We start from the raw sequence: 24,011 nt of genomic DNA on the forward strand, positions 1-24,011 counted from the left end.
CGTCATGCCCATGACCATCACCATCAACGGCACGGAAAGGCCCTTGCCGGCCGATCCGCGCGTGTCCCTGCTGGACCTGTTGCGCGAGCACCTGCACCTGTCCGGCGCCAAGAAAGGTTGCAACCAGGGCGCCTGCGGCGCCTGCACCGTGCTGGTCGACGGCCAGCGCATCCTGTCCTGCCTGGCCCTGGCCGTACAGTACGAAGGCCGCTCGGTCGTCTCGGTCGAGGGCCTGGGGGCCGACGGCCACCTGCATCCGCTGCAGCAGGCCTTCGTCGAGCACGACGGCTTCCAGTGCGGCTACTGCACGCCGGGCCAGATCTGTTCGGCCATCGGGATGGAGGCGGAACTGCGGCGCGGCGTGCCCAGCTACGTCACCGAGGACGTCGCCGGCGACGCCATCGCACTGACCCACGACGAACTGCGCGAACGCATGAGCGGCAACCTGTGCCGCTGCGGCGCCTACAACGGCATCGTCGAGGCCATCGTCGAACACCACCGGGCGAAGGAGGCGCGATGACGCCGTTCACCTATGCGCGCGCCGCCGACGCGGCCGACGCCGTGCGCCGCGCCGCCCAGCCCGAGGCGGCCTACCTGGGCGGCGGCACCAACCTGGTCGACCTGCTGCGCGAGACCGTGGCACGGCCGGCCGCGCTGGTCGACGTCAGCGGCCTGTCCGCCGCGATCGAGGAGCGTCCCGACGGCGGCATCCTGGTCGGCGCGGCGGCCACGAACACGGCGCTGGCCGAGCACCACGCGGTGCGCACCCGCTTCCCGCTGCTGTCGCGCGCGATCGTCGCCGGGGCGTCGGCCCAGATCCGCAACATGGCGACGGTGGGCGGCAACATCCTGCAGCGCACCCGCTGCAGCTACTTCTACGACGAGGACGGCGCGCGCTGCAACAAGCGTTCGCCGGGCCAGGGCTGCGACGCCATCGACGGCTTCAACCGCATGCATGCGATCCTGGGCGCGTCCGAGGCCTGCGTCGCCACCCACCCGTCCGACATGTGCGTGGCGCTGGCCGCGCTCGACGCCGTGGTGCACCTGCAGGGCGCGCACGGCACGCGCGCGCTGGCCCTGAACGACCTGCACCGCCTGCCGGAAGACCATCCGGAACGGGAGACCCTGCTCGAACCGGGAGAACTCATCACCGCCGTCGAGCTGCCGGCGCTGGCGTTCGGCGCGCGCTCCACGTATCGCAAGGTGCGTGACCGCTCCAGCTACGCGTTCGCGCTGGTGTCGGTGGCGGCCGCCATCGACGTCCAGGACGGCGTGATCAAGGACGTGCGCCTGGCCCTGGGCGGCGTGGCGCATAAACCCTGGCGCGCCTGGCGCGCCGAGGCCGCGCTGCGCGGCCGCCAGGCGAGCGAGGACCTGTTCCGCGCCGCCGCCGACATCGAACTGGCCGACGCCCGGCCGCTGCGCGACAACGCCTTCAAGGTCGCGCTGGCCCGCAACGCCATCGCCGCCACGCTGGCCGGCCTGGCCGCCCAACCCGCATCCATGCCGACCCACGGCAACGGAGGACAATCATGAGCATTCGTGACACCGCGCAGAAAGCGGCCCAGGCCGTGATGAAGAAGGCGGTCGAGGCGGCGCCGGACGCGTGGCTGCCGGGCGGCCATCCCGATCCGCTGATCGAGCAGCGCGACGGCATCGTCGGCACGCCGGTGTCGCGCCTGGACGGCTCGCTCAAGGTCATGGGCCAGGCGCGCTTCGCCGCCGAGGTGCGCATGGACCGCCTGGCCTATGCCGCGCTGCTGTACAGCACCGTGCCCAAGGGCCGCATCGCCACGCTCGACACCAGCCGCGCCGACAGCGCGCCGGGCGTCGTGCTGGTGATGACCCACAAGAACGCGCCGAAGATGAAGCCGATGCCGCTGTTCATGACGGCGCCCAAGGCCGGCGGCGGCGATGCGCTGCCGATCTTCCAGGACGACGGCGTGCACTGGAACGGCCAGCCGGTCGCCCTGGTGCTGGCCGAGACCCAGGAACAGGCCGACCACGCCACGTCGCTGATCCGCGTGACCTACCTCACCGAGACGGCCGTCACCTCGCTGGACGCGGCGCGCGCCAGGGGCACGGAGACGGCCAGCTTCCAGGGCGAGCCCCTGGAGGTGGTGATCGGCGACGCCGAGGCCGCGCTGGCGCAAGCGAGCGTGCACGTGGACGCCATCTACCGCACGCCGCGCCAGAACCACAACCCGATCGAGCTGCACGCCGCCACCGTGGCCTGGAACGGCGACGAGCTGACGATCCACGACGCCACCCAGGCGGTGGCGCACACGGCCTGGTCGCTGGCCCAGGTGTTCGGCATCCGCGAAGACCAGGTCCACGTCAGCTCGCCGTTCGTCGGCGGCGGCTTCGGCAGCAAGGCGCTGTGGCAGCACCAGGTGCTGGCCGCCGCCGCCGCGCGCCTGGCCGGGCGGCCGGTGCGCATGATGCTCTCGCGCGAGGGCGTCTACCGCGTCGTCGGCGGGCGCTCGCTGACCGAGCAGCGGGTGGCGATCGGGGCCCGTTCCGACGGCACGTTCGAGGCGCTGATCCACACGGGCCTGTCGGTGATGACCGAGCATAACGCCATGCCCGAACCCTTCATCATGCCGGCCAAGTGCGTGTACGGCGCCGGCAGCTTCAAGCTGGCCGTCGAGACGACGACGATGGATGCGCTGTCGAACACCTTCATGCGCGCGCCGGGCGAGGCGGTCGGCACCTTCGCGCTGGAATGCGCGGTCGACGAGCTGGCCGAAAAGCTCGGCATGGACCCGGTCGCGCTGCGCCTGCGCAACGAGCCGGAGAAGGATCCGGTGGAAGGCACGCCGTTCTCGTCGCGCCATCTGGTCGAGGCCTACCGCGACGGCGCCGAGCGCTTCGGCTGGAGCGCGCGCCAGGCCGCGCCGGGCCAGCGCCGCGACGGCGAGTGGCTGGTCGGCCTGGGCTGCGCCACCGCCACCTATCCCTACTACCGCATGCCGGGCGGCGCCGCGCGCATCCGGCTGACGCGCGACGGCAGCGCCCACGTCGAGGTGGCGGCGCACGAGATGGGCATGGGCACGTCGACCACGCACGCGATGATCGCGGCGCAGCGCCTCGGCCTGCCGCTGGAGCGGGTCAGCGTGGCCTACGGCGATTCGGCCTTCCCCGGCGTGGTGCTGGCCGGCGGCTCGCAGCAGACGGCGTCGGTGGGCCATGCGGTCAGGGCGGCCTACGAGGAACTGGTCAAGCAATTGCTGAAGCTGGCGCCCAAGGGGTCGCCGCTGGCCGGCCTGGCGCCGGAAGACGTGTGCTCGCGCGACGGCGGCCTGTGCAAGGTCGACGATCCGCAGCGCTGCCTGAGCTACGCCGAGCTGCTGGCCGCGGGCGGCAAGACCGAGCTGGCGGTCGAGGCCAGCGCGCCGCCGCCGCTCGAGACCCAGCACTGGTCGATGCATTCCTTCGGCGCGATCTTCTGCGAGGCGCGCGTCAACGCCGTCACCGGCGAGCCGCGCGTGACGCGCCTGCTGGGCTCCTTCGACTGCGGCCGCATCATCAACCCGAAGACGGCGGCGAGCCAGTTCCGCGGCGGGATGATCATGGGGATGGGGCTGGCGCTGATGGAAGAGACCCGGTTCGACGAGCGCAGCGGCCGCATCATGAACCCGAGCCTGTCCGAGTACCACGTGCCGGTGCACCTGGACGTGCCGCGCATCGACGTCATGTGGACCGACATCGCCGATCCGCACGCGCCGATGGGCGCGCGGGGCATCGGGGAAATCGGCATCACCGGGACGGGGGCGGCGATCGCGAACGCGATCTACAACGCCTGCGGGAAGCGGGTGAGGGAGTTGCCGATTACGCTCGACAAGTTGATATAGGCAAAAGCACGTCTCCCCGGCGCAGGCCGGGGTCCAATCTTTCATGCGCTGCGATCACGCTCGCAACATTGGGCCCCGGCCTGCGCCGGGGCGACGGGGGGTATTCAATTGGACAACACCGCCGCCCCCGCATCCGGCGCCGCCGTGCCTTCCATCACCAGCAGCCGCTGCGCCTCCGGCTGCGCCTGCGCCGACCCGGCTTGGGCGAAGCTGCGCGCCGGTCCGATCATGGTGCCGTTGGCCATGCCCTTGGCGTCGGTGCGCAGCGCGCCGGCCTGCTGGCCGCCCAGGTACACGGCGTACTGCGTGTCCGGCTTGAGCTTGAACACCGAGACCTCCAGCGCGTCGACCACGCCCAGCTGGCGCGCCACGACGAAGCCGCGCGCCGCGTTCGCATCCCCTCCCGCCCGCGGCTTGAGCGGCACGTTGACCGAGTCCTGGTTCACGCGCGGCACCAGGTTGGCGGCGCTGCCCGGCGCGGCCACCTTGGACAGGTAGACCAGCGCCTGCGGCGCCTGGCCGCCGCCCATCGTCGCCACGACCTTGTTCGTGGCCGGGTCGATCACCTGCACGCCGTCGCCGTTCTCCAGGCCCACGTAGACGCGGCTGCTGTCGTCCGCCGTCCAGATCCCGTGCGGCAGGGCGCCGGTCGGGATGCTCGCCACCAGCTTCGCCTCCTTGCCGGTCGTGTAGACCTTGACCAGGTTCTCGCCGCCCACCGTCACGTAGGCCAGCACCTGGCCGCCCACCCTGGCGAAGGCCAGGTGGTTGGTGATGAAGCCGGTGTCGATCACGCCGGTCACTTCCAGCGTGCGCGTGTCGATGCGCGTGACCTTGCCGACGTCCTTGTGCGTCATCCACATCTCGTGGAACTCCGGCGTGAACTGCAGGAAGGGGGAGAACGGGCTGACCACCGGGATGCTCTTGATCACCTTGCGGGTCTTGACGTCGATGACGTCGACCTGCGGCGTGAAGCTCGACACGGCGAAGGCCAGCTTGCCGTCCGGCGTGAACTGGACCATGCCGGGACCGACGGCCGTCTTGATGCGCCCGGTTTCCTTGAAGGTGGCCGGGTCGATCACGGAAATGTAGTCCTCGCCGCGCACGACGACCCAGGCTTCCTTGCCGTCGGCCGTGAAGAAGCCTTCGTGCGGCGAACGGCCGACATAGGTCTTGCCCTTGACCTTGTTGGTGGCGGTGTCGATGAACGTCGCGGAATTGGAACCGTTGGAGATCACCAGCAGCGTCTTGTGGTCGGGCGAGAAGCCCAGGCCGTGCACGTTGATCTCGCCGCGGTACAGCGGGGACAGCACGTCGGGCCGCGCATTGCCGAGGCGGATCTGGCCCAGCAGCTTGTTGGTGGACGGATCGAACACCGACACCGTATTGGTGTTCTGGTCGGCCGTGTAGACGCGGTCCGCGGCCGAGGGCAGGGCCAGCGCGCCCTGGGCGGCGCCGAGGATGCCGGCGGCGGCCAGCAGGCGTAGTCCGGCGATCTTGGTCAGCTTCATTTGTTCTCCTTGTGGTCGGGGTGACGCGCCAGCCAGGCGCGCATCACGTTGATTTCGTTCTGCTGCTCGGCGATGATGCCCAGCGCCAGGTTGCGCAGTTCGGGGTCCTGCGTGTTCAGCAGCACGGCCCTGGCCATGTCGACCGCGCCCTGGTGGTGCGGCAGCATCATGGTCACGAAGTCGTGGCCGGGCTGGCCGTTCATCGGGGCGGCCGCCATGTCGCGGTCCATGATGGCCATGGCCTCGTCCATCAGCTGGCCGAATGGCCGGTCGCTGCTGGCGACGAAGGTCTTCGGCACGGCGGCGGCATGGGCTGCCGGTGCCTGCATGTGGTGGTGCATGTCCTGCGCCCGGGCGGCCGGGGCCAGGGGGGCGGCAAGGCAGAGCGCCAGCAGGGCGGTGCGCAACGGCGTCATGGTGGTGTCCTCGGCGGTGTGGGGATGCGGCCAGTCTAGGCGGGCGGCACTGACGCCATGGTGACGCGCGGATGACAATCCGGTGACAAACGCCTGTCCGGAATGTCATCCCCACGGCCGGCGGATTGCGTCACAATGCGGGCAGGAGAACACCATGCACATTCTGATCGTCGAAGACGAGCCCAAGACGGGCGACTACCTGCACAAGGGCCTGCGCGAATCCGGCTTCACGGCCGACCTGGCGCGCACGGGGCCGGACGGCCTGCACCTGGCCCTGGAAAACGAGTACGACCTGGTCGTGCTCGACGTGATGCTGCCGAAGCTGGACGGCTGGACCGTCCTGCAGAAGCTGCGCGAGCGCAAGCAGACGCCGGTGCTGTTCCTCACCGCGCGCGACGAGATCCCCGACCGCGTGCGCGGGCTGGAACTGGGCGCGGACGACTACCTGGTCAAGCCCTTCGCCTTCGCCGAGCTGCTGGCGCGCATCCGCACCCTGCTGCGCCGCGCGCCGGCGCGCGAGCCGGACGTGCTGAAGGTGGCGGACCTCGAGATCGACGTGCTGCGCCACCGCGTCAGCCGCGCCGGCGCCCGCATCGAGCTCACGCCCAAGGAATACGCGCTGCTGCAGCTGCTGGCGCGGCGCCAGGGCGAGGTGCTGTCGCGTTCCCTGATCTCGTCCCAGGTATGGGACATGAACTTCGATTCCGACACCAACGTCGTCGACGTCGCCGTCAAGCGCCTGCGCGCCAAGGTCGACGACCCGTATCCGAACAAGCTGATCCACACGGTGCGCGGCATGGGCTACCTGCTGGAGGAGCGCGCTTGAAGCGCATCGCGCGCGCTGCCCCCCTGTCGCTGGCGCTGCGCCTCGGCCTGCTGTTCGCGGCCATCGCGGCGGCGGTGTTCGTGGCCGTCGGCGCCTACCTGTACCAGACGCTGGCCATGCAGATGAGCCAGCGCGACGACGTCGACGTGCTCAACAAGGCCGCGCTGGTGCGCGAGCTGTTGCGCAGCCTGCCGCCGGACGAGCGCATGCCGGGGCAACTCCAGGCCGTGCTGGGCCGGGCCATCGGCCAGGACGGCGTGATGCTCGAAGTGGCGACGGCGGACGGGCGCGTGCTGGCCAGCACGATGGCGCCCCGCGCCTACCCGCACCGGCGTCCGGCGGCGCCGGGGCTCGCCACCGTGCCGCTGGCGCGCCTGCCGGAACGGCGCGACATCGCCAGCGTGCAGGACGCGGCGCGTCCGGTGCGGGTGCTGGCGCTGCAGGCCGCCGGCGGCGCGCAGTCCGCGCAGGTCCTGCACGTGACGCTGGCGCGCATCCGCTCCGACCGGCTGGCGATCCTGAAGCGCTACGTCCTGGACCTGTCCGGCGCGCTCGCCGCGGGCACGCTGCTGGCCACGCTGCTGGGCTTCGCGGCGGTGCGCCACGGCCTGCGCCCGCTCAACGGCGTGATCGCCAAGGCCAACGACATCCATGCCCAGCGCCTGAACACGCGCCTGGCGGTGGACGAGGCGACGCCCGAACTGCGCGCGCTGGCGGTCGCCTTCAACGCCATGCTCGACCGCCTGGAGGAAGGCGTGCAGCGCCTGTCCGGCTTCGCCGCCGACCTGGCGCACGACATGCGCACCCCGGTCAACGCCCTGATGATGCAGACCCAGGTGGCGCTGGGGCGCGAGCGGCCGCTCGAGGAATACCAGGCCCTGCTCGAATCGAACCTGGAGGAATACGAACGCCTGTCGCGCATGATCGAGAACACGCTGTTCCTGGCGCGCGCCGACAATGCCCAGCTGGCGCTGCGCCGCGAGCGCCTCGACGTCGGCGCGGAATTCGCGCACATCCGCGACTACTTCGAGATGCTGGCCGAGGACGCGGGCGTGCTGCTCGACACGGCGGACCTGCCGCCGCTGGCGCTGGACGCCGACCCGGTGCTGCTGCGCCGCGCCGTCAACAACCTGGTGTCGAACGCCATCGCGCACACGCCGCGCGGCGGGCGCGTGCGCCTCGACGCGCGCCTGGACGGGGCGTGGCTCGACCTGTCCGTGTCGAACACCGGCGAGCCGATTCCCGAGGCGCACCGCGCGCGCCTGTTCGAGCGCTACTACCGCGTCGATCCGGCGCGCGCCAGCGGCAGCGCGTCGGGGCTCGGCCTGGCCATCGTGCGCGCCATCATGCAGCTGCACGGCGGCAGCGCGCGGGTCGACAGCGCGCCCGGCGCGGCGACCGTGTTCACGCTGCGTTTTCCTCGTCCGGCAGCGGTTTGAGGCCGGCGCCGGGGACGCCATCGAAGCAGCTGACCAGGTTGCGGCCGCGGCGCTTGCTCAGGTACATCGCGGCATCGGCCGCGTGCAGCAGCTCGCGCGTGCTGGCGCCGTGCTCGGGGAACAGGCCGATGCCGACGCTGGCCGACACCGACAGCCGGTAGCCGCGGTAGTCGAAGGGCGCGCTGGCCGCCGCGCAGGCCGCCGCCGCCACGCCTTCGAGTTCGTGACGGGTGGTGCCCGGCGCCGACAGCAGCGCGAACTCGTCGCCGCCCAGGCGGCCGACGCGCCAGCCGGGCGGCGCCAGCACGCGCAGGCGCCGCGCGAATTCGGCCAGCACCACGTTGCCGGCCTCGTGGCCGAACACGTCGTTGACCGGCTTGAAGCGGTCGAGGTCGACGTACAGCACGCCGAAGGCATGCGCGGGCGCTTCCTGGCGGCACAGCCGGTCGATCAGCTCGTGGAAGTGGCCGCGGTTGGCCAGGCCGGTCATCTCGTCGGTCTGGGCGCGCTGCCTGACGCGTTGCTGCTGCGCCATGCGCTCGACGGCCTGGGCGATCATGGCGGAGATCGATTCGGCCAGGCCGGGCAGCTTGGCGTCGGGCTGGCGCTGCAGCTCGCTGAAGAATTCCAGCACGCCGGGGCGCGCCAGGCGCTGGTCCGAGGCGACGAAGGTGACGGGAAAGAAGTAGGCCGACTGCAGCCCGCAGGCGCGCGCGACGCCGGCGCGCACCATGTCCGGATCGGCGCCGGCATCCTCGATCCAGCGCGCCTCGCCGTCGGCCCACACCGCGCCCACCAGGCCCTGGCCGGCGCGCATGGCCAGGCTGGTGCTGGCGCTCTTGAACGGTTCGAGCGCGCGCCGCGGCGCGTGCCAGGAATAGCGGCAGCGCAGCACCTCCGCGCCGGGTCCGTCCTCGAGCGCCCAGAACGCTCCCCATTCCCAGCCCAGCTCCTCGCACACCAGTTGCAGGATCTTCGCCACCCCTTCGTCGAGGCTGTCGGCGCCGACCAGGTAGCGGGTCAACGCGAAGTTGAAGCGTTCGCGCGCCGCGGCGTTCTTCGACTCGGTGATGTCGAGCAGGATGCCGGCGCAGACGGCGCCGTCGACCGCCACGACCTGCAGCCGCAGCCAGCGCAGGCGGTCGTGGCGCACGCGGAACTCGCAGGACGACCCGAGCCCGGTCTCGCCCGTCGCGATGCGTTCCATGGCGAGGCGCACGCCGGCGCGGTCTTCCGGATCGACGTCGGCCAGCGGCATGCCGTGCCCGAGCGGCGCGCCGGTGCCGAGGAAGCGCATGGCGACCTGCGACAGCGCGACCGCGCCGTTCGTACGGTCGAGCCACCAGCGTCCGAGTCCGGCCGCGCGGTCGCCGCCATCGTCGCGCCGCGCGGCGGCCAGGGCAGCATCCCAGGGCGTCGGTGCCGGCAGGTGGTCCATCGGGAAAGTGTGATTGTCCATGGATTGCCACGAAAAGTGCGACGTGCACCAGAACCGGACACGTTGTTCCGGTTTGCACCAGCCATGGGCGCCGGATCGGCGCAAGCCCCGTCCGGTCGCATCAAGGCGCTGGATTCCTGGTGACGATCGTCTGTCAAGGAGTATCAAAAAATCCATGCAATTTTTATGCCGAGCAATAACTTTCGATGATGGACTGCAGGTAAGCCATGTTCCGGACCGGTTGTTGCATGGGCCTGTCACAGGCGCGCCGTGCCATCCGTCTTGAGAAAGGACAGGCCGCACTTCCGGCGGCCGTCGCTTCCAAGACGAAAGGACATGCATCATGAAACGCGAAAACTGGTCTCAGGTCTCCCCCGAAGGCGCCAAGGCGCTGGGCGGCCTGCATCACTACGTCACCACCGGCACGAACCTGCCGTCCCAGCTCATCCACCTGGTCTTCCTGCGCGTATCGCAGCTGAACGGTTGCGCCTACTGCATCGACCTGCACGCGCGCGACCTGCGCAAGGAGGGCATGACGGCCGATAAGCTCATGCTGGTGCCGGTGTGGCACGAGGCGGCCCATCTGTTTTCCGAGCAGGAGCAGGCCGCGCTGGCGTGGGCGGAAGAGGTGACGCGCGTCGGGGAGACGCATGTGTCGGATGCGGCGTATGGGGCCGCGGCGGCGGTGTTCGGGCCGAAGGACCTGGTCGACCTGACGATCGTCATCGGGGCCATGAATGCGTTCAACCGGATGGGCGTCAGTTTCCGGCTGAAGCCGCTGGCCAAGGAGTAACGCAAGCGGGCGAGGTAGCGCGGATTGCCGGCCTGCCGTGCGGTAGCCTGCCGCTCGTCGCTACGGACGTCCCGGTGATCTCGTAGCGCTTGTGGTCGACTTCCGGAAGCGTCCGACAACACCTCCTGCTTGCGCTGAGGGTGACGGGCTTGTACAGTCGCCTGTATGGATGGGCCGTAATCGGCCCATCACGGGCATTGACGAGGCAGGTTCATCACGGGGGGAGTCGGGTGCGTTCTACTATCCAAGGTATTGTTTTCGCTGCTGCTGGATTGCTGTCCGCGGGACCGAGTGGTGCGAATGCCAGCGACAGGATCGTGCTGGCCACGACCAGTTCTTCAGGAAGTGTCAGGACGGATACCTGTGCCCGTCCCGAGTATCCCAAGGAGGCACGCGAACACCACCACCAGGGAACGGTCACGCTGCGGTTTCTTCTTGGTGCGGACGGCACCGTCAAACAGTCCTTGATCCACACCTCATCCGGCTATCCGGCGCTTGATGAGGCGGCACTTGTCGCCATTTCCAAATGCCGCTTCAATCCGGCTTTGGTCGATGGAAAGGCCGTCGAAGGCTGGACGGCCATTCAATACGTCTGGAAGCCGTAGTCGGTCGCCTCGATATTCGATGCAAACCGGATTCGGTCGGTTGTGACAATCTGTGTAATTCTCGATCTTACGACCTGCTAAGCTGCGATGGAAGGCCGACCGGCCAAACCGGAAGGTTGCTGTATCCTTCGCAGACTAGGAAGTGTTATGAATTACTTTTTCGGTTTTGGTGTTGGAATGGCACTAGGTACTCTGCCTGCCACGGGATTTTCCAGTGACGCCCACCAATTCGACTGGAGGCGCGCAGTGTTCGTTGGTTTGTTTAGTGGTTTGGCAGCGGCCGGCTTGTCCTTGCTGACTCGGAAAAAGAAACGAGATGAATAGATACTGCGTTCACTCACGTGAACATGTGCGGTGGGGCCAGACTGTGTAAAAATGGGAAATTGGAGTGGCGGTGTAATAGGACATTCCAGCAGGTTCCGATGCCGAAAGTTTGGGCACCCTCTCATTCATGCCCTACCATTCGTCAAGACTGGCATTTGCGCCTGTGCTCGGATTTTGATAGCGACTGAATATCCCGGTCTGCGACATAGAATGGTGCCTAATGAAAACACTTGTCTTTGCTCTCTCCATGACGGTCGTGACAATACTGTTCGGTCTGGCGGTATTCGAGAGCGAGGCGATCATTCGATGGTGGTTTTTGCTCTCGAGTGAACGGCGCGGCTTCTACCAGGGTGGCGTCACATTGATTGCAATTTTTTTATTGATAGTGATGGCTGTTCGTGACAAGACAGTCTCAAAATAAGAGTTCGCGGAAGTTGCCGACAGGTCGGGTTCCGGCCCAAAGCAGAAAAATGCGGCGAGAACTTTATCCGTGTGCCGTGGTTGATTAGCGCAATATTTGTCGAAAACGGATGGTCATCATTCGCCTCGCCTTACGTGACAACATTGAGCTTTCCATCTGGAGCGAACCCTTCGCGCATGTTGGCGCCATTCGACCAGCGGCGGATTGACAGGCCAGCCGTGGCAGATCCAAGACAAACGCAGGCTGGCGCGGTCATGGCCGCGCACCAGGGGCACTCAGCTGAGGCAAGCGATCTCGCCGAATACAGGCGTATGAATGTCTTGGGCGAGGGTGTCTGTTTTTGCTGCGGAACCGGACTTCCGTGAGAAGATCGACACCCTTCACAAACGACGCCAAGGAGAGAATATGTTAGCCGACCTGATGTTGAACATTCTCGGACCCGTCGCAGCCAAACGGTTCGGCCTGGTACGCAAAGCGCTGTGGGTGACGCTGGCCGTTTTCTTGTTGCTGTTGATTTGCGGCTGGCTTGGTCGTTAAATGCCTGCCCGGGATCGAAAGCCGCCTTCCATGAGGATGGCAGCCGGGTGATCGGCGACGATGTGACACCTCACTGACGGCCCTCCATGTGGAGTGACATCGCGCCGAGCGCGATACACATCATCGCTGTCGATCACTGAGGCGCGTCCTGCACGGTCTCGGACCGGGCGGCGACAGCGCGTCGGTCACGCGAACGCGCATCCTTTCTCGGCTGTCGACGTGGCGTCCTCCAGCGCCGTTCAGACCACCGACCCCAGCTTGAAGATCGGCAAATACATGGCCACGACAAGCCCGCCGATCAACACCCCCAGGATCACCATGATCAACGGCTCCATGAGCGACGACAACGCCGCCACCGCATCATCGACTTCCTCTTCATAGAAGTCCGCCACCTTGCCCAGCATCCCATCCAGCGCGCCCGATTCCTCGCCGATCGACACCATCTGCGTCACCATGTTCGGAAACACATTGACGTTCTGCATGGCGACGGTGAGGCTGGTGCCGGTCGACACCTCGTTCTGGATCTTGCGGGTCGCTTCCAGGTAGACGGCATTGCCCGAGGCGCCGCCGACCGAGTCGAGCGCTTCCACCAGCGGCACGCCGGCCGCGAACATGGTCGACAGCGTGCGCGTCCAGCGCGCGATCGTGGCCTTGCGCACCACCTCGCCGAAGATCGGGACGCGCAGCAGGAAGCGGTCCATGGCCTGCTGCACCTTGAGCGAGCGGCGCCAGGACTGGAAGAAGAAGTACAGCGACGCGAACAGCGTGCCGAAGATGATGTACCACCATTCGACGACGAAGTCGGACATGCTCATCACGATCAGCGTGGGCGCGGGCAGGTCGGCGCCGAAGCTGGAAAACACCGACTTGAACGCGGGCACCACCCAGATCATGATCACGGCCGTGACGAGGAAGGCGACCGACAGGATCGTGCACGGGTACATCAGCGCCGACTTGATCTTGGACTTCATCGCCAGCGTCTTTTCCTTGTAGATCGCCAGGCGCGTCAGCAGGTCTTCCAGGATGCCGGCCTGTTCGCCGGCGCCGACCAGGTTGCAGAACAGCGGGTCGAAGTACAACGGGTACTTGCGGAAGGCATTGTTCAGGCTCGTCCCCGTCTCGATGTCGGCGCGCAGGTCCATGATCAGCTTGGACATCGACGGGTTCGCATGGCCCTTGCCGACGATGTCGAACGACTGCAGCAGCGGCACGCCGGCCTTCATCATCGTGGCCAATTGGCGCGTGAACAGCGTCAGGTCCTTGTCCTGGATCTTCTTGCCGCTACGATAAGCTTTCTTTTTGACCTTGGTCATCATGATGCCCTGGCGGCGCAGGGTCACGTTGACCATGGTGGTGCCGCCCGCGCGCATTTCGCCGCGCACGATCTTGCCGGTCTTGTCGCGGCCTTCCCAGGCGAACACGTGTTCCTTGACCTGGGCGCCACCGGCGCGGGGACGGGCGGAGGATGTGGTTGCCATGGTTGTCCTATTCGTTGGTGCAGCCGAGCACTTCTTCGAGGCTGGTGAGTCCTTGCTTGACCTTCATCAGGCCGGAGCGGCGCAGGGAATTGACGCCGTCGGCCTCGGCCTGGGCGGCGATCTGCATCGCGTTGCCGTGCGCCAGGATCAGGGCCTCGATCGCGGGCGAGATCGGCATCAGCTGGTAGATGCCCACGCGGCCCTTGTAGCCGGAACCCAGGCAGCGTTCGCAGCCCACCGGGCCGTAGGGTTTCCAGTCGCCTTCCAGGTCGCCGTCGCGGAAACCGGCCGACTTCAGCACGTCGCGGCCGACGTCGAGCGGCTGCTTGCAGCTGCACAGGCGGCGCGCCAGGCGCTGCGCGGTGATCAGGACGACCGAGGAGGCGATGTTGAACGGCGCCACGCCCATGTTCATCAGGCGCGTCAGCGTCGACGGCGCGTCGTTGGTGTGCAGCGTCGAGAACACCATGTGGCCGGTCTGCGCGGCCTTGACGGCGATGTCGGCCGTCTCCAGGTCGCGGATCTCGCCGACCATGATGATGTCCGGGTCCTGGCGCAGGAAGGCCTTCAGCGCGACCGGGAAGGTCAGGCCCGCCTTGTCGTTGACGTTGACCTGGTTCACGCCGGGCAGGTTGATCTCGGCCGGGTCTTCCGCGGTCGAGATATTGATGCCCGGCTTGTTCAGCAGGTTCAGGCAGCTGTACAGCGATACCGTCTTGCCGGAGCCGGTCGGTCCCGTCACCAGCACCATGCCGTAGGGGCGGGTGATGGCGTCGATCAGCACGGCCTTCTGCTCGGGCTCGTAGCCGAGCGCGTCGATGCCCATCTGCGCCTGGGTGGCGTCGAGGATACGCATGACGGTCTTTTCGCCGAACAAGGTCGGCAGCGTGCTGACGCGGAAGTCGATCGTGCGGGTGGGCGACAGCACCAGGCGCATGCGGCCGTCCTGCGGCACGCGCTTTTCCGAGATGTCGAGCTTGGCCAGCACCTTGATGCGCGAGACCAGTTTATCCCGGATGGCCAGCGGCGGCGCCAGGTGGTCGCGCAGCACGCCGTCCACGCGCAGGCGGATCCGGTACTGCTTTTCGTAGGGCTCGAAGTGGATGTCGGACGCGCCCAGCGTGATCGCGTCCATCAGCACCTTGTTCAGGAAGCGCACGATCGGCGCATCCTCCACCTCGGACGTCGGCGCCTCGGGCGCCTGCGCCTGGGCTTCTTCCTCGGCGAATTCGATCTCGCCTTCTTCGCCCGCCAGGTCGCTCAAGTCCTGCTCGGCGTTCTTGGCCAGGCCGGCCAGCAGGTTCAAGAGCACGTCGTGGGCGACGATCACCGGCTCGACCGTGGCCTCGCTCTGGAACTTGATCTGGTCCAGGGCCTGGGCATTGGTCGGGTCGGACAGCGCCACCGACATCTTGTTGCCGCGCTTGGCCAGCGGCACCACGCGCTGCGCCTGCATCAGCTTGGCGTCGATGGCGTTCGCGGGCAGGGCCTCGGGGCTGAAGGTGGACAGGTCCAGCAGCGGGTAGCCGAAGGTCTCGGCGCAGAACACCGCCAGGCTGCGGGCATCGATGGCGCCGGAGCCGAGCAGGATGTCGATGAACCCGGTCTTCTCGGCCGCCGCCTTCTTTTGCAGGCCGTCCGCCTGCGGCAGGGTCAGCCGCCCGGCCTGCAGCAGGGCGCGCGCCAACCCGGGCAACGCCGTGCCTGTGGTGGTGTTGGGGAGGACTGCTGCCATATGATCAAGGTCGGACGGACGACGGGAAGCAGGGCCGGACGGACGGCCCCGTGGGATGCTTCGGATCATGCCCGCAGGCACTAGATTGGTCAAGTAGTTGGCCTACGGAAAGCGGCATCCATACCACGTAGACGGAATGGCATGCGATGAAATGATGGCAATGCGACATCGATCCTCCTGTCGGATCGGCGGTCCCGGGCCGGGCCGCCAGCCCGCATTGGACTACGGGCGGACGCGGCGGTTGCGGGCGGGCAGGGGCGGGATGCGGGGGGCGGTGATGTCGATCATGCGCGCAAGACGGTTAGCGCTGACATCGGATACAGCTCAATTCCACCAGTGCGCGGTCGTGCCCGCCTGCGGCAGCCGGGCCTGGCGCGCCGCGTGCACGATGCCGGCCTGCAACGCCTGTTCGGCATCGTAGATGCGCGAACGGTTCGACAGGAAGGTGCGGATGTCCTCGAAGGCCGGGGCGCCGCGCGTGGCGTCCTCGAAGATGGCGGCGTAGCGCTCGGCGTCGAAGTCGAGGCAGTCGCGCCATTCCGAGATGCGGGCATGGTCGGCCGCCACCAGGTTGCCGAAGCCCCAGTGCAGCGGATGGATCAGGAAGCGCGTGCCGGGGCAGGCGTAGCGCTTGCCTCCGGCCAGGAAGATCGGGATGCCCACCGATTCGACGCTGCCCACGTTCCAGGTGGTCAGCGGCAGCGGCAGCGATTTCAGGAAGAAGTACAGGGCGAAGCCGGCCGTCATGTTGCCGCCCTCGGTCGACATGTGCAGTTCGATCTCGCTGGCGCCGCTCTGCAGCGCCTGCAGGCACAGGTTGCGCACCGTGCAGGCCGAGGTGGCGTTGATGGGGCCGATGAAATGGACGACATGCAAAGACATGGTTTCTCCCTGGCGGTCGTGCCAAGGATAGCAAGTTTCATCCCATCGGCACGTACGCTTCAGCTCCCTCGGTACGTCGAGTACGACCACGGCGTGACGACCAGCGGCACGTGGTAGTTCTGGGACGCGTCGGCCACGCCGAAGGCGATCGTCACGCGGTCGACGAAGCGCAGCGCCGGCGCCGGCAGGGCCACGCCCTGGGCCGCGAAATAGTCGCCGGCGGCGAACACCAGCTCGTAGCGGCCGGCGCGCAGCGCCTCGCCCTCCAGCAGCGGACGGTCGCAGCGGCCGTCCGCATTGGTGGCGGCGCTGGCCACCAGCGTGCGCGCCTTGCCATCGGCGTCCACCGCATACAGTGCCACCGCCACGCCGGCGGCCGGGCGGCCGTGCGCCGTGTCGAGCACGTGGGTGCTGAGTTTTCCCATCGTCTTTCTTTCCCTCTGTCTATACGTGGCGCCTGAACAGGCGTATGCGGGCGATGATATAACGATGTGCAAGCTGCAATATATGATGGCAACGATACCCACCCTCTACGAGCGCCCATGAACAGCTACGACAATTATCCGCGCGACATGATCGGCTACGGCCGCACTCCGCCCCACGCCCGCTGGCCGGGCCAGGCGCGCATCGCCCTGCAGTTCGTGCTCAACTACGAGGAGGGCGGCGAGAACAGCGTCCTGCACGGCGATGCCGGTTCGGAAACCTTCTTGTCCGAGATCATCGGCGCCCAGTCCTTCCCGATGCGCCACATGAGCATGGAGTCGCTGTACGAATACGGTTCGCGCGCCGGGCTGTGGCGCGTGCTGCGCCTGTTCGAGGAACGCGGCATGCCGCTGACCGTGTTCGGCGTGGCGATGGCCCTGAAGCGCCATCCGGAAGCGGTGGAGGCGTTCCGCGAACTGGGCCACGAGATCGCCTGCCATGGCCTGCGCTGGATCTCCTACCAGCACGTCGACGAGGCCACCGAGCGCGCCCACATGAAGGAAGCGGTCGAGATCATCCGCGACCTGGCCGGAGAAGCGCCGCTGGGCTGGTACACGGGGCGCGATTCCCCCAACACGCGCCGGCTGGTGCTGGAGCACGGCGGCTTCGTCTACGACGCCGACCACTACGGCGACGACCTGCCGTTCTGGACCGAGGTCGACTTCACCGACGCCAACGGCTGGCATGCCAGGCGCCCGCACCTGGTGGTACCGTACACGCTGGACACCAACGACATGCGCTTCGCCGCCATGCAGGGTTTCAATTCGGGCACGCAGTTCTTCGACTACCTGAAGGACGCCTTCGACGTGCTGTACGCCGAGGGCGACCCGAACGGCCTGGACCGGCCGAAGATGCTGTCGATCGGCCTGCACTGCCGCCTCGCCGGCCGCCCGGCGCGGGCCGCGGCGCTGGCGCGCTTCCTCGACTACGTGGGGCAGCACAAGCACGTCTGGATCGCGCGCCGCATCGACATCGCCCGTCACTGGCAGGCCGCGCATCCGTTCGGCGCGCCCGATTAATATGCTAAATTGATGATATTCAAGATAATCCATCGATGATATCGATGATGTCCTGCGATGATACCCTCGCAGGCTGTTTTCATGCCGAGGCGACGATGTCCACACCGATCCGATTCCTGTTCCGCGGCGCCGTCCACGAGGTCGAGGGCGTCGCCCCGACCCGCACCGTGCTGCAGTACCTGCGCGAAGACCTGCATTGCACCGGCACCAAGGAAGGCTGCGCCGAGGGCGATTGCGGCGCCTGCACCGTCGTGGTGGCGTCGCTGGAAGACGGCGCCGCGCGCCTGAAGGCGGTGAATGCCTGCATCCAGTTCCTGCCCGCGCTGGACGGGAAGGCGCTGTTCACGGTCGAGGACCTGCAGCAGGCCGACGGCGCCCTGCACCCGGTGCAGCAGGCGCTGGTCGAGTGCCACGGCTCGCAGTGCGGTTTCTGCACGCCCGGCTTCGCCATGTCGCTGTGGGGCATGTACCTGGGGCAGGAGGACGGCCAGGCGCCGTCGCGCTGCCAGGTCGACGACGCCCTGTCCGGCAACCTGTGCCGCTGCACCGGCTACCGCCCGATCATCGACGCCGCCCGCCGCATGGGCGAGCTGCCGCGCGTGGCGTTCGACCGCGCCGCGCTGGCCGCGCAACTGCGGGCGCTGCAGCGCGAGGCCGGCGTGGTCCACGGCCACGCCGGCCACACCTTCCACGCGCCGCGCACGCTGGACGAGCTGGTCGCCGCGCGCGTGGCCCACCCCGACGCCGTGCTGCTGGCCGGCTCGACCGACGTCGGCCTGTGGGTGACCAAGCGGATGCGGGTGCTGTCCGACATCCTCTACCTGGGCCACGTGGCCGAACTCAAGACCGTGCGCGAGGCGGACGGCGCCATCGAGATCGGCGCCGGCGTCTCGCTCGAGGACGCGTACAACGCGCTGTGCCGCCACTATCCGGCCGAGCTGGGCGAGCTGCGCCAGCGCTTCGCCTCGCTGCCGATCCGCAATGCCGGCACGCTGGGCGGCAACGTCGCCAACGGCTCGCCGATCGGCGACTCGATGCCCTGGCTGATCGCCCTCGGCAGCCAGATCGTGCTGCGCGGCCCTGGCGGCGAGCGCGCGCTGGCGCTCGAGGATTTCTACCTCGGCTACCAGGTCAAGGACCTGCGGCCGGGCGAATTCGTGCAGGCCGTGCGGGTGCCGCTGCCGCGCGCCGGCGTCGCGTTCCGCACCTACAAGCTGGCCAAGCGCTTCGACCAGGACATCTCGGCCGTGTGCGCCGCCTTCGCCTTCACGCTGGACGACGGCGTCGTGCTCGACGCGCGCATCGCCTTCGGCGGCATGGCGGCCACGCCGCAACGCGCCGCGCGCGCGGAGAGCGTGCTGCGCGGGCGCGCCTGGGACGAGGACGCGCTGCGCGCCGCGATGGCGGCCCTGGCCGAGGACTACGCGCCGCTGTCCGACATGCGCGCCTCGAGCGCCTACCGGACGAAGGCGGCGCAGAACCTGCTGCGCCGTTTCTGGCTCGAGACGCGCGCCGCCGATCCGCTGCCCGCCGCGGCGGTCAATGCCTTCGCACGGGCCTGAGGAGAACGCCATGAACGACGCCGGCACCCCCGCGCTGGACATTCCCGCCACGGACACCGCCGCCTGGACCCAGGTGGGCCGCTCGCGCCCGCACGAGTCGGCGCGCCTGCACGTGCTCGGCCAGGCCGACTACACGGACGACATCGACGAGGTGCGCGGCACGCTGCACGCGGCGCTGGGCCTGTCGGGCAAGGCGCACGCGCGCATCCTCGACGTCGACCTGGCGGCGGTGCGGGCCAGCCGCGGCGTGCGCGCCGTCTACACGGCGCGCGACATCCCGGGCACCAACGATTGCGGCCCGATCGTCCACGACGATCCGATCCTGGCCGACGGCCTGGTGCAGTACGTGGGCCAGCCCGTGTTCATCGTGGTGGCCGATTCCCACGACGCCGCGCGCCGCGCCGCGCGCCTGGCAAACATCACGTACGAGGAACTGCCGGCCATCCTGACCCCGCAGGCGGCGCGCGCAGCGCAATCGTACGTGCTGCCGCCGATGCGCCTGCGGCGCGGCGACGCCCAGGTCGCATTCGAGCGCGCGCCGCACCGCGTCAAGGGAGAATTGCACGTCGGCGGCCAGGAACAGTTCTACCTGGAAGGGCAGATCGCCTACGCGATCCCGCAGGAGAACGACGGCATGCTGGTGCTGTGCTCGACCCAGCACCCGAGCGAGATGCAGCACGTCGTGGCGCACGCGCTCGGCCTGCATTCGCACCACGTGACGGTCGAGTGCCGGCGCATGGGCGGCGGCTTCGGCGGCAAGGAATCGCAGTCGGCGCTGTGGGCGGCCGCCGCATCGGTCGCCGCGCGGCGCAGCGGCCGGCCGGTCAAGCTGCGCGCGGACCGCGACGACGACATGCTGGTGACGGGCAAGCGCCACTGCTTCCACTACGAGTACGAGGTCGGCTACGACGACGACGGGCGCATCGTCGCGGCGCGCGTCGACATGGTCAGCCGCGCCGGCTTCTCGGCCGACCTGTCCGGCCCCGTCGCCACGCGCGCCGTCTGCCACTTCGACAACACGTATTACCTGTCCGACGTCGACATCCGCGCCGCCTGCGGCAAGACCAACACCCAGTCGAACACGGCGTTCCGCGGCTTCGGCGGGCCGCAGGGCGCGATCGCCATCGAATACGTGCTCGACGAGATCGCGCGCCACCTGGGCCGCGACGCCCTCGACGTGCGCAAGCTGAACTTCTACGGCAAGACGGATCGCAACGTCACGCCCTACGGCCAGGAAATCGTCGACAACGTGATCCACGAACTGGTCGACGAGCTGGAAGCGTCCAGCGACTATCGCGCGCGCCGCCAGGCCGTCGAGGCGTTCAACCGGTCCAGCCCCGTGCTCAAGAAGGGCCTGGCGCTCACGCCAGTGAAGTTCGGGATCGCCTTCAACGTCACGCACCTGAACCAGGCCGGCGCCCTGGTGCACGTCTACGTGGACGGTTCGATCCTGGTGAACCACGGCGGCACCGAGATGGGGCAGGGCGTCAACACCAAGGTGATGCAGGTGGTGGCGCACGAACTGGGCGTGGACGTGGCGCGCGTGCGCATCACGGCCACCAATACCGGCAAGGTCGCCAACACCTCGGCCACGGCGGCGTCCACCGGCGCCGACCTGAACGGCAAGGCCGCGCAGGACGCGGCGCGCCAGATCCGCGACCGGCTGGCCGACTACGCCACCAAGGTGCTGGGCGGCGACGCGGCCGACGTGCGCTTCGCGGCCGATACCGTGTTCGTGGCCGGCCACGAAGTGCCGTTCGCCGAGCTGGTGGCCAAGGCCTACCTGGCGCGCGTGCAGCTGTGGTCGGACGGCTACTACGCCACGCCGGGCCTGCACTGGGACCAGAAGACGATGACCGGCCGGCCGTTCTCGTATTTCGCCTACGGCGCGGCGGTGTCCGAGGTCGTGGTCGACACGCTCACCGGCGAATGGAAGCTGGTGCGCGCGGACGCGCTGTACGATGCCGGCAACTCCCTGAATCCGGCGCTGGACATCGGCCAGGTCGAAGGCGCCTTCATCCAGGGCATGGGCTGGCTGACCACCGAGGAATTGTGGTGGGACGCCGCCGGCACGCTCAAGACCCATGCGCCGTCGACCTACAAGATCCCAGGCGTGTCGGACTGCCCCGAGGATTTCCGCGTGCGCCTGTTCGCCAACCGCAACGTCGAGGATGCGATCCACCGCTCCAAGGCCGTGGGCGAGCCGCCGCTGCTGCTGCCGTTTTCCGTGTTCTTCGCGATCCGCGACGCGATTTCCAGCGTCGGCGGCCACCGCGTGCAGCCGCCGTTGAACGCGCCGGCCACCTGCGAGGCGATCCTCGACGCCATCACGGCGGTGCAAGCCGCCGCCGGCGCCGGAGCGCGCTGACGTGGACGACTGGCTGCACGCGGCGGTGGACACCGCCGTGCTGGTCACGGTCGCCTTCGCGGAAGGCTCCGCGCCGCGCGAGGCGGGCGCGCGCATGCTGGTCGACGGCAGCCGCCAGTGGGACACGATCGGCGGCGGCCACCTCGAACTGCGCGCCGTGCGGATCGCGCGCGCCATGCTGGACGCGGGCGAGGAACGCCGGCTGGAACGCTTCCCGCTCGGCCCCAGCCTGGGCCAGTGCTGCGGCGGCGTCGTGCACCTGGCGTTCGAGCGCGTCGACGCCGGCTACCTGGCCGCATTGGCGCAGCAGCGTGGCGCCGACTGCTGGCGCCTGGTCGCCCTGGATGGCGCGCCCGAGCGCACGCTGCATGCGCAGGCGCCCGCTGGCGTCCACGGCGGCGGCACCCGCTTGCTGCGCGACGCCGCCGGCCGGCGCTGGCTGGCCGACCTGGTCGCGGCGCCGCGCCACCACCTGATGCTGTTCGGCGCCGGCCACGTCGGCGCCGCCATCGTGCGCGTGCTGGCGGACCTGCCGTGCCGCGTGACCTGGGTCGACGAGCGCGAGGACGCGTTCCCGTCCGACGCGCCGCCCAACGTGCGCGTCGAGGCGACCGACGTGCCCGAGGCGCTGGCCGCGCGGGCGCCGGCCGGCACGGGTTTCCTCGTCATGACCCACAGCCATGCGCTCGACCAGCGCCTGGCCGAGACGATCCTCAAGCGTGCGGACCCCGGCTGGTTCGGCCTGATAGGATCGGACACGAAACGCCGGCAGTTCGAGCGCCGCCTGCTGGAGCGCGGCGTCGACCGCGCGCGCCTGGATGCCATGGCCTGCCCGGTGGGCGTGCCCGGCATCGACGGCAAGCAGCCGGCCGTGGTCGCCGTCGCCGTGGCGGCGCAACTGCTGGCGGTCTGGGAACGGGAGGATGCCGGTGACGGCGCCCGCGTCCCGGACGCCTCCCACGAATCACCTGGAAGAACCTGATGTCCATCGACACCCGTAAGCTGCAGGCCTACCGCGCGAGCCTGCTGCATTTCCACGCCGATCCGGCGTTTTCCGAGAACGCGCACGCCTGGCATGCCGACGGCCTGCTGGTGGTGGACGCGGACGGCCGCGTCGCCGCCGCCGGAGAGTACGCCGCGCTGGCGCCGACGCTGGCGCCGGGCACGCCCGTGCACGACTGGTCCGGCAAGATCATCGTGCCCGGCTTCATCGACACGCACCTGCACTTCCCGCAGACCGACATGATCGCCTCGCCGGCCCCGGGGCTGCTGCCGTGGCTGGAGACCTATACCTTCCCGACCGAGGGCAAGTTCGCCGACCCGGTGCACGCGCGCGCCGTGGCCGAGTTCTTCCTCGACGAGCTGCTGCGCAACGGCACCACCACGGCCGCGGTCTATTGCACCGTGCACAAGGAATCGGTCGACGCGTTCTTCGAAGCGTCCGCCGCGCGCAACCTGCGCATGGCCGCCGGCAAGGTGCTGATGGACCGCCACTGCCCGGACTTCCTGCGCGACAGCGCCGACATGCGCGACAGCGAGGAGCTCATCCGGCGCTGGCACAAGCGGGGCCGCGCCATGTACGCGATCACGCCGCGCTTCGCGCCCACGTCGACCGAGGCCCAGCTGGCGGCCACCGGGGAACTGGCGCGCGCTTGGCCCGACACCTACATCCAGACCCACGTGTCGGAAAACAAGGACGAGTGCACCTGGGTGGGCGAGCTGTTCCCGCAGCGGCGCAGCTACCTGCAGGTCTACGAGCACTACGGCCTGATGCGCCCGCGCGCCCTGTTCGGCCACTGCATCTGGCTCGACGACGCCGACTTCGCGCTGCTGGCCGACACCGGCTCGGCGATCGCGCACTGCCCGACCTCGAACCTGTTCCTGGGGAGCGGCCTGTTCGACATGGCCAGCGCCGACGAGGCGAAGGCCCTGCTGTCGCTGGGGACGGACGTGGGGGCGGGCACGTCGTTCTCGATGTTGCAAACAATGAATGAAGCGTATAAAGTTGCGCGGTTGAAAGGCAGCTACCTTCCGGCCTTGCGCATGTTCTACCTCGCCACGCTGGGCGCCGCGCGCAGCATGCGGCTCGAGGGCACGATCGGCAATTTCGCCGCCGGCGCCGAAGCCGACTTCATCGTCCTCGATCCGCAGGCCACGCCGCTGCTGGCGCGCCGCACGGCGCAGTCGGACACGCTCGAGGAAACGCTGTTCGCGCTGGCCCTGCTGGGCGACGACCGCGCCATCCGCGCCACGTATGCGGCCGGCAGGCTGGTGCATGAGCGGGAAGGGATGCTGGCCTGAAGAATCGATAGCGGCGCGT

The 24,011-nt window shown here is 68.7% G+C and carries 21 protein-coding genes; 14 read left to right on the forward strand and 7 right to left on the reverse strand.

The window, feature by feature from the left end; translation table 11 throughout:
* Window positions 1-4 precede the first annotated feature (4 nt).
* Genes QZ749_RS10480 through QZ749_RS10490 form a run of 3 tightly spaced genes read left to right on the forward strand, consistent with a single transcriptional unit; the run spans window position 5 to window position 3,854 of the window.
* Entirely contained in the window at window positions 5-520 is a 516-nt protein-coding gene (locus tag QZ749_RS10480; RefSeq protein WP_296946301.1) for a 2Fe-2S iron-sulfur cluster-binding protein, read from the forward strand.
* Entirely contained in the window at window positions 517-1,536 is a 1,020-nt protein-coding gene (locus tag QZ749_RS10485; protein ID WP_296946303.1) for a xanthine dehydrogenase family protein subunit M, read from the forward strand. Before QZ749_RS10480 ends, QZ749_RS10485 begins: the two co-directional genes overlap by 4 nt.
* Complete coding sequence (locus tag QZ749_RS10490) at window positions 1,533-3,854, forward strand: xanthine dehydrogenase family protein molybdopterin-binding subunit (protein ID WP_296946306.1); 2,322 nt, start codon at window positions 1,533-1,535, stop codon at window positions 3,852-3,854. Before QZ749_RS10485 ends, QZ749_RS10490 begins: the two co-directional genes overlap by 4 nt.
* A gap of 104 nt (window positions 3,855-3,958) precedes the next feature.
* Here the strand turns inward: QZ749_RS10490 and QZ749_RS10495 are convergent, their stop codons facing one another.
* A complete protein-coding gene (locus QZ749_RS10495) occupies window positions 3,959-5,365 on the reverse strand; it encodes a hypothetical protein (RefSeq protein WP_296946307.1) in 1,407 nt (468 codons plus the stop codon).
* Complete coding sequence (locus QZ749_RS10500; RefSeq protein ID WP_373896811.1) at window positions 5,362-5,781, reverse strand: DUF305 domain-containing protein; 420 nt, start codon at window positions 5,779-5,781, stop codon at window positions 5,362-5,364. The genes QZ749_RS10495 and QZ749_RS10500 overlap by 4 nt, the downstream gene beginning before the upstream one ends.
* Window positions 5,782-5,935: 154 nt before the next feature.
* Here QZ749_RS10500 and QZ749_RS10505 point away from each other — a divergent pair, with 154 nt between their 5' ends.
* Window positions 5,936-6,607: a heavy metal response regulator transcription factor gene (locus tag QZ749_RS10505; RefSeq protein ID WP_296946310.1), complete on the forward strand. Its 672-nt coding sequence runs from the start codon at window positions 5,936-5,938 to the stop codon at window positions 6,605-6,607.
* Window positions 6,604-8,046 carry a heavy metal sensor histidine kinase gene (locus tag QZ749_RS10510; RefSeq protein WP_296946313.1) on the forward strand — a complete coding sequence of 481 codons (1,443 nt, stop codon included), beginning with the start codon at window positions 6,604-6,606 and terminating at the stop codon, window positions 8,044-8,046. Before QZ749_RS10505 ends, QZ749_RS10510 begins: the two co-directional genes overlap by 4 nt.
* Here QZ749_RS10510 and QZ749_RS10515 read toward each other — a convergent pair.
* Window positions 8,012-9,505: a sensor domain-containing diguanylate cyclase gene (locus QZ749_RS10515; protein WP_296946315.1), complete on the reverse strand. Its 1,494-nt coding sequence runs from the start codon at window positions 9,503-9,505 to the stop codon at window positions 8,012-8,014. The two genes, QZ749_RS10510 and QZ749_RS10515, sit on opposite strands and share 35 nt — an antisense overlap.
* 322 nt (window positions 9,506-9,827) lie before the next feature.
* On the opposite strand from QZ749_RS10515, the gene QZ749_RS10520 reads away from it, so the two are divergent.
* The 4 genes from QZ749_RS10520 to QZ749_RS10535 all read left to right on the forward strand — a co-directional run bounded on the left by QZ749_RS10520 (window position 9,828) and on the right by QZ749_RS10535 (window position 12,164).
* Window positions 9,828-10,277 carry a carboxymuconolactone decarboxylase family protein gene (locus QZ749_RS10520; RefSeq protein WP_296946317.1) on the forward strand — a complete coding sequence of 150 codons (450 nt, stop codon included), beginning with the start codon at window positions 9,828-9,830 and terminating at the stop codon, window positions 10,275-10,277.
* A gap of 317 nt (window positions 10,278-10,594) precedes the next feature.
* Window positions 10,595-10,882, forward strand: a complete 288-nt coding sequence (locus QZ749_RS10525) for an energy transducer TonB (protein WP_296946320.1) — start codon at window positions 10,595-10,597, stop codon at window positions 10,880-10,882.
* Between the two features lie 544 nt (window positions 10,883-11,426).
* Window positions 11,427-11,627 (forward strand): hypothetical protein, encoded by a 201-nt coding sequence (locus QZ749_RS10530; RefSeq protein ID WP_296946321.1) that lies wholly within the window; start codon window positions 11,427-11,429, stop codon window positions 11,625-11,627.
* 405 nt (window positions 11,628-12,032) lie between these two features.
* Window positions 12,033-12,164, forward strand: coding sequence for a hypothetical protein (locus QZ749_RS10535; RefSeq protein WP_296946323.1), 132 nt, complete (start codon window positions 12,033-12,035; stop codon window positions 12,162-12,164).
* Window positions 12,165-12,403: 239 nt separating this feature from the next.
* Here QZ749_RS10535 and QZ749_RS10540 read toward each other — a convergent pair whose 3' ends face one another.
* From QZ749_RS10540 to uraH, 4 genes are all read right to left on the reverse strand, one after another.
* The gene (locus tag QZ749_RS10540) at window positions 12,404-13,642 is read right to left on the reverse strand and encodes a type II secretion system F family protein (RefSeq protein WP_296946325.1); all 1,239 of its coding nucleotides are present in this window, start codon (window positions 13,640-13,642) and stop codon (window positions 12,404-12,406) included.
* A gap of 7 nt (window positions 13,643-13,649) precedes the next feature.
* Window positions 13,650-15,377, reverse strand: coding sequence for a type IV-A pilus assembly ATPase PilB (gene pilB, locus QZ749_RS10545; RefSeq protein ID WP_296946327.1), 1,728 nt, complete (start codon window positions 15,375-15,377; stop codon window positions 13,650-13,652).
* Window positions 15,378-15,701: 324 nt separating this feature from the next.
* A complete protein-coding gene (locus tag QZ749_RS10550; protein WP_296946329.1) occupies window positions 15,702-16,259 on the reverse strand; it encodes a ClpP family protease in 558 nt (185 codons plus the stop codon).
* A 59-nt stretch (window positions 16,260-16,318) separates the two neighbouring features.
* A complete protein-coding gene (uraH, locus tag QZ749_RS10555; protein ID WP_296946331.1) occupies window positions 16,319-16,684 on the reverse strand; it encodes a hydroxyisourate hydrolase in 366 nt (121 codons plus the stop codon).
* Window positions 16,685-16,801: 117 nt separating this feature from the next.
* On the opposite strand from uraH, the gene puuE reads away from it, so the two are divergent.
* From puuE to guaD, 5 genes are all read left to right on the forward strand, one after another.
* Window positions 16,802-17,761: an allantoinase PuuE gene (gene puuE / locus QZ749_RS10560; protein ID WP_296946333.1), complete on the forward strand. Its 960-nt coding sequence runs from the start codon at window positions 16,802-16,804 to the stop codon at window positions 17,759-17,761.
* A 95-nt stretch (window positions 17,762-17,856) separates the two neighbouring features.
* Complete coding sequence (gene xdhA, locus QZ749_RS10565) at window positions 17,857-19,323, forward strand: xanthine dehydrogenase small subunit (RefSeq protein WP_296946335.1); 1,467 nt, start codon at window positions 17,857-17,859, stop codon at window positions 19,321-19,323.
* 10 nt (window positions 19,324-19,333) lie between these two features.
* Entirely contained in the window at window positions 19,334-21,691 is a 2,358-nt protein-coding gene (gene xdhB, locus QZ749_RS10570) for a xanthine dehydrogenase molybdopterin binding subunit (protein WP_296946337.1), read from the forward strand.
* 1 nt (window position 21,692) lies between these two features.
* Window positions 21,693-22,673, forward strand: a complete 981-nt coding sequence (xdhC, locus tag QZ749_RS10575; protein WP_296946340.1) for a xanthine dehydrogenase accessory protein XdhC — start codon at window positions 21,693-21,695, stop codon at window positions 22,671-22,673.
* On the forward strand, window positions 22,673-23,992 hold the full coding sequence (gene guaD, locus QZ749_RS10580; protein WP_296946342.1) for a guanine deaminase: 1,320 nt from the start codon (window positions 22,673-22,675) through the stop codon (window positions 23,990-23,992). Before xdhC ends, guaD begins: the two co-directional genes overlap by 1 nt.
* Window positions 23,993-24,011: the final 19 nt, after the last annotated feature.

Origin of the sequence: uncultured Massilia sp. (assembly GCF_913773735.1) — a bacterium.
In the GTDB taxonomy this organism is placed as follows: Bacteria; Pseudomonadota; Gammaproteobacteria; order Burkholderiales; family Burkholderiaceae_D; genus Telluria.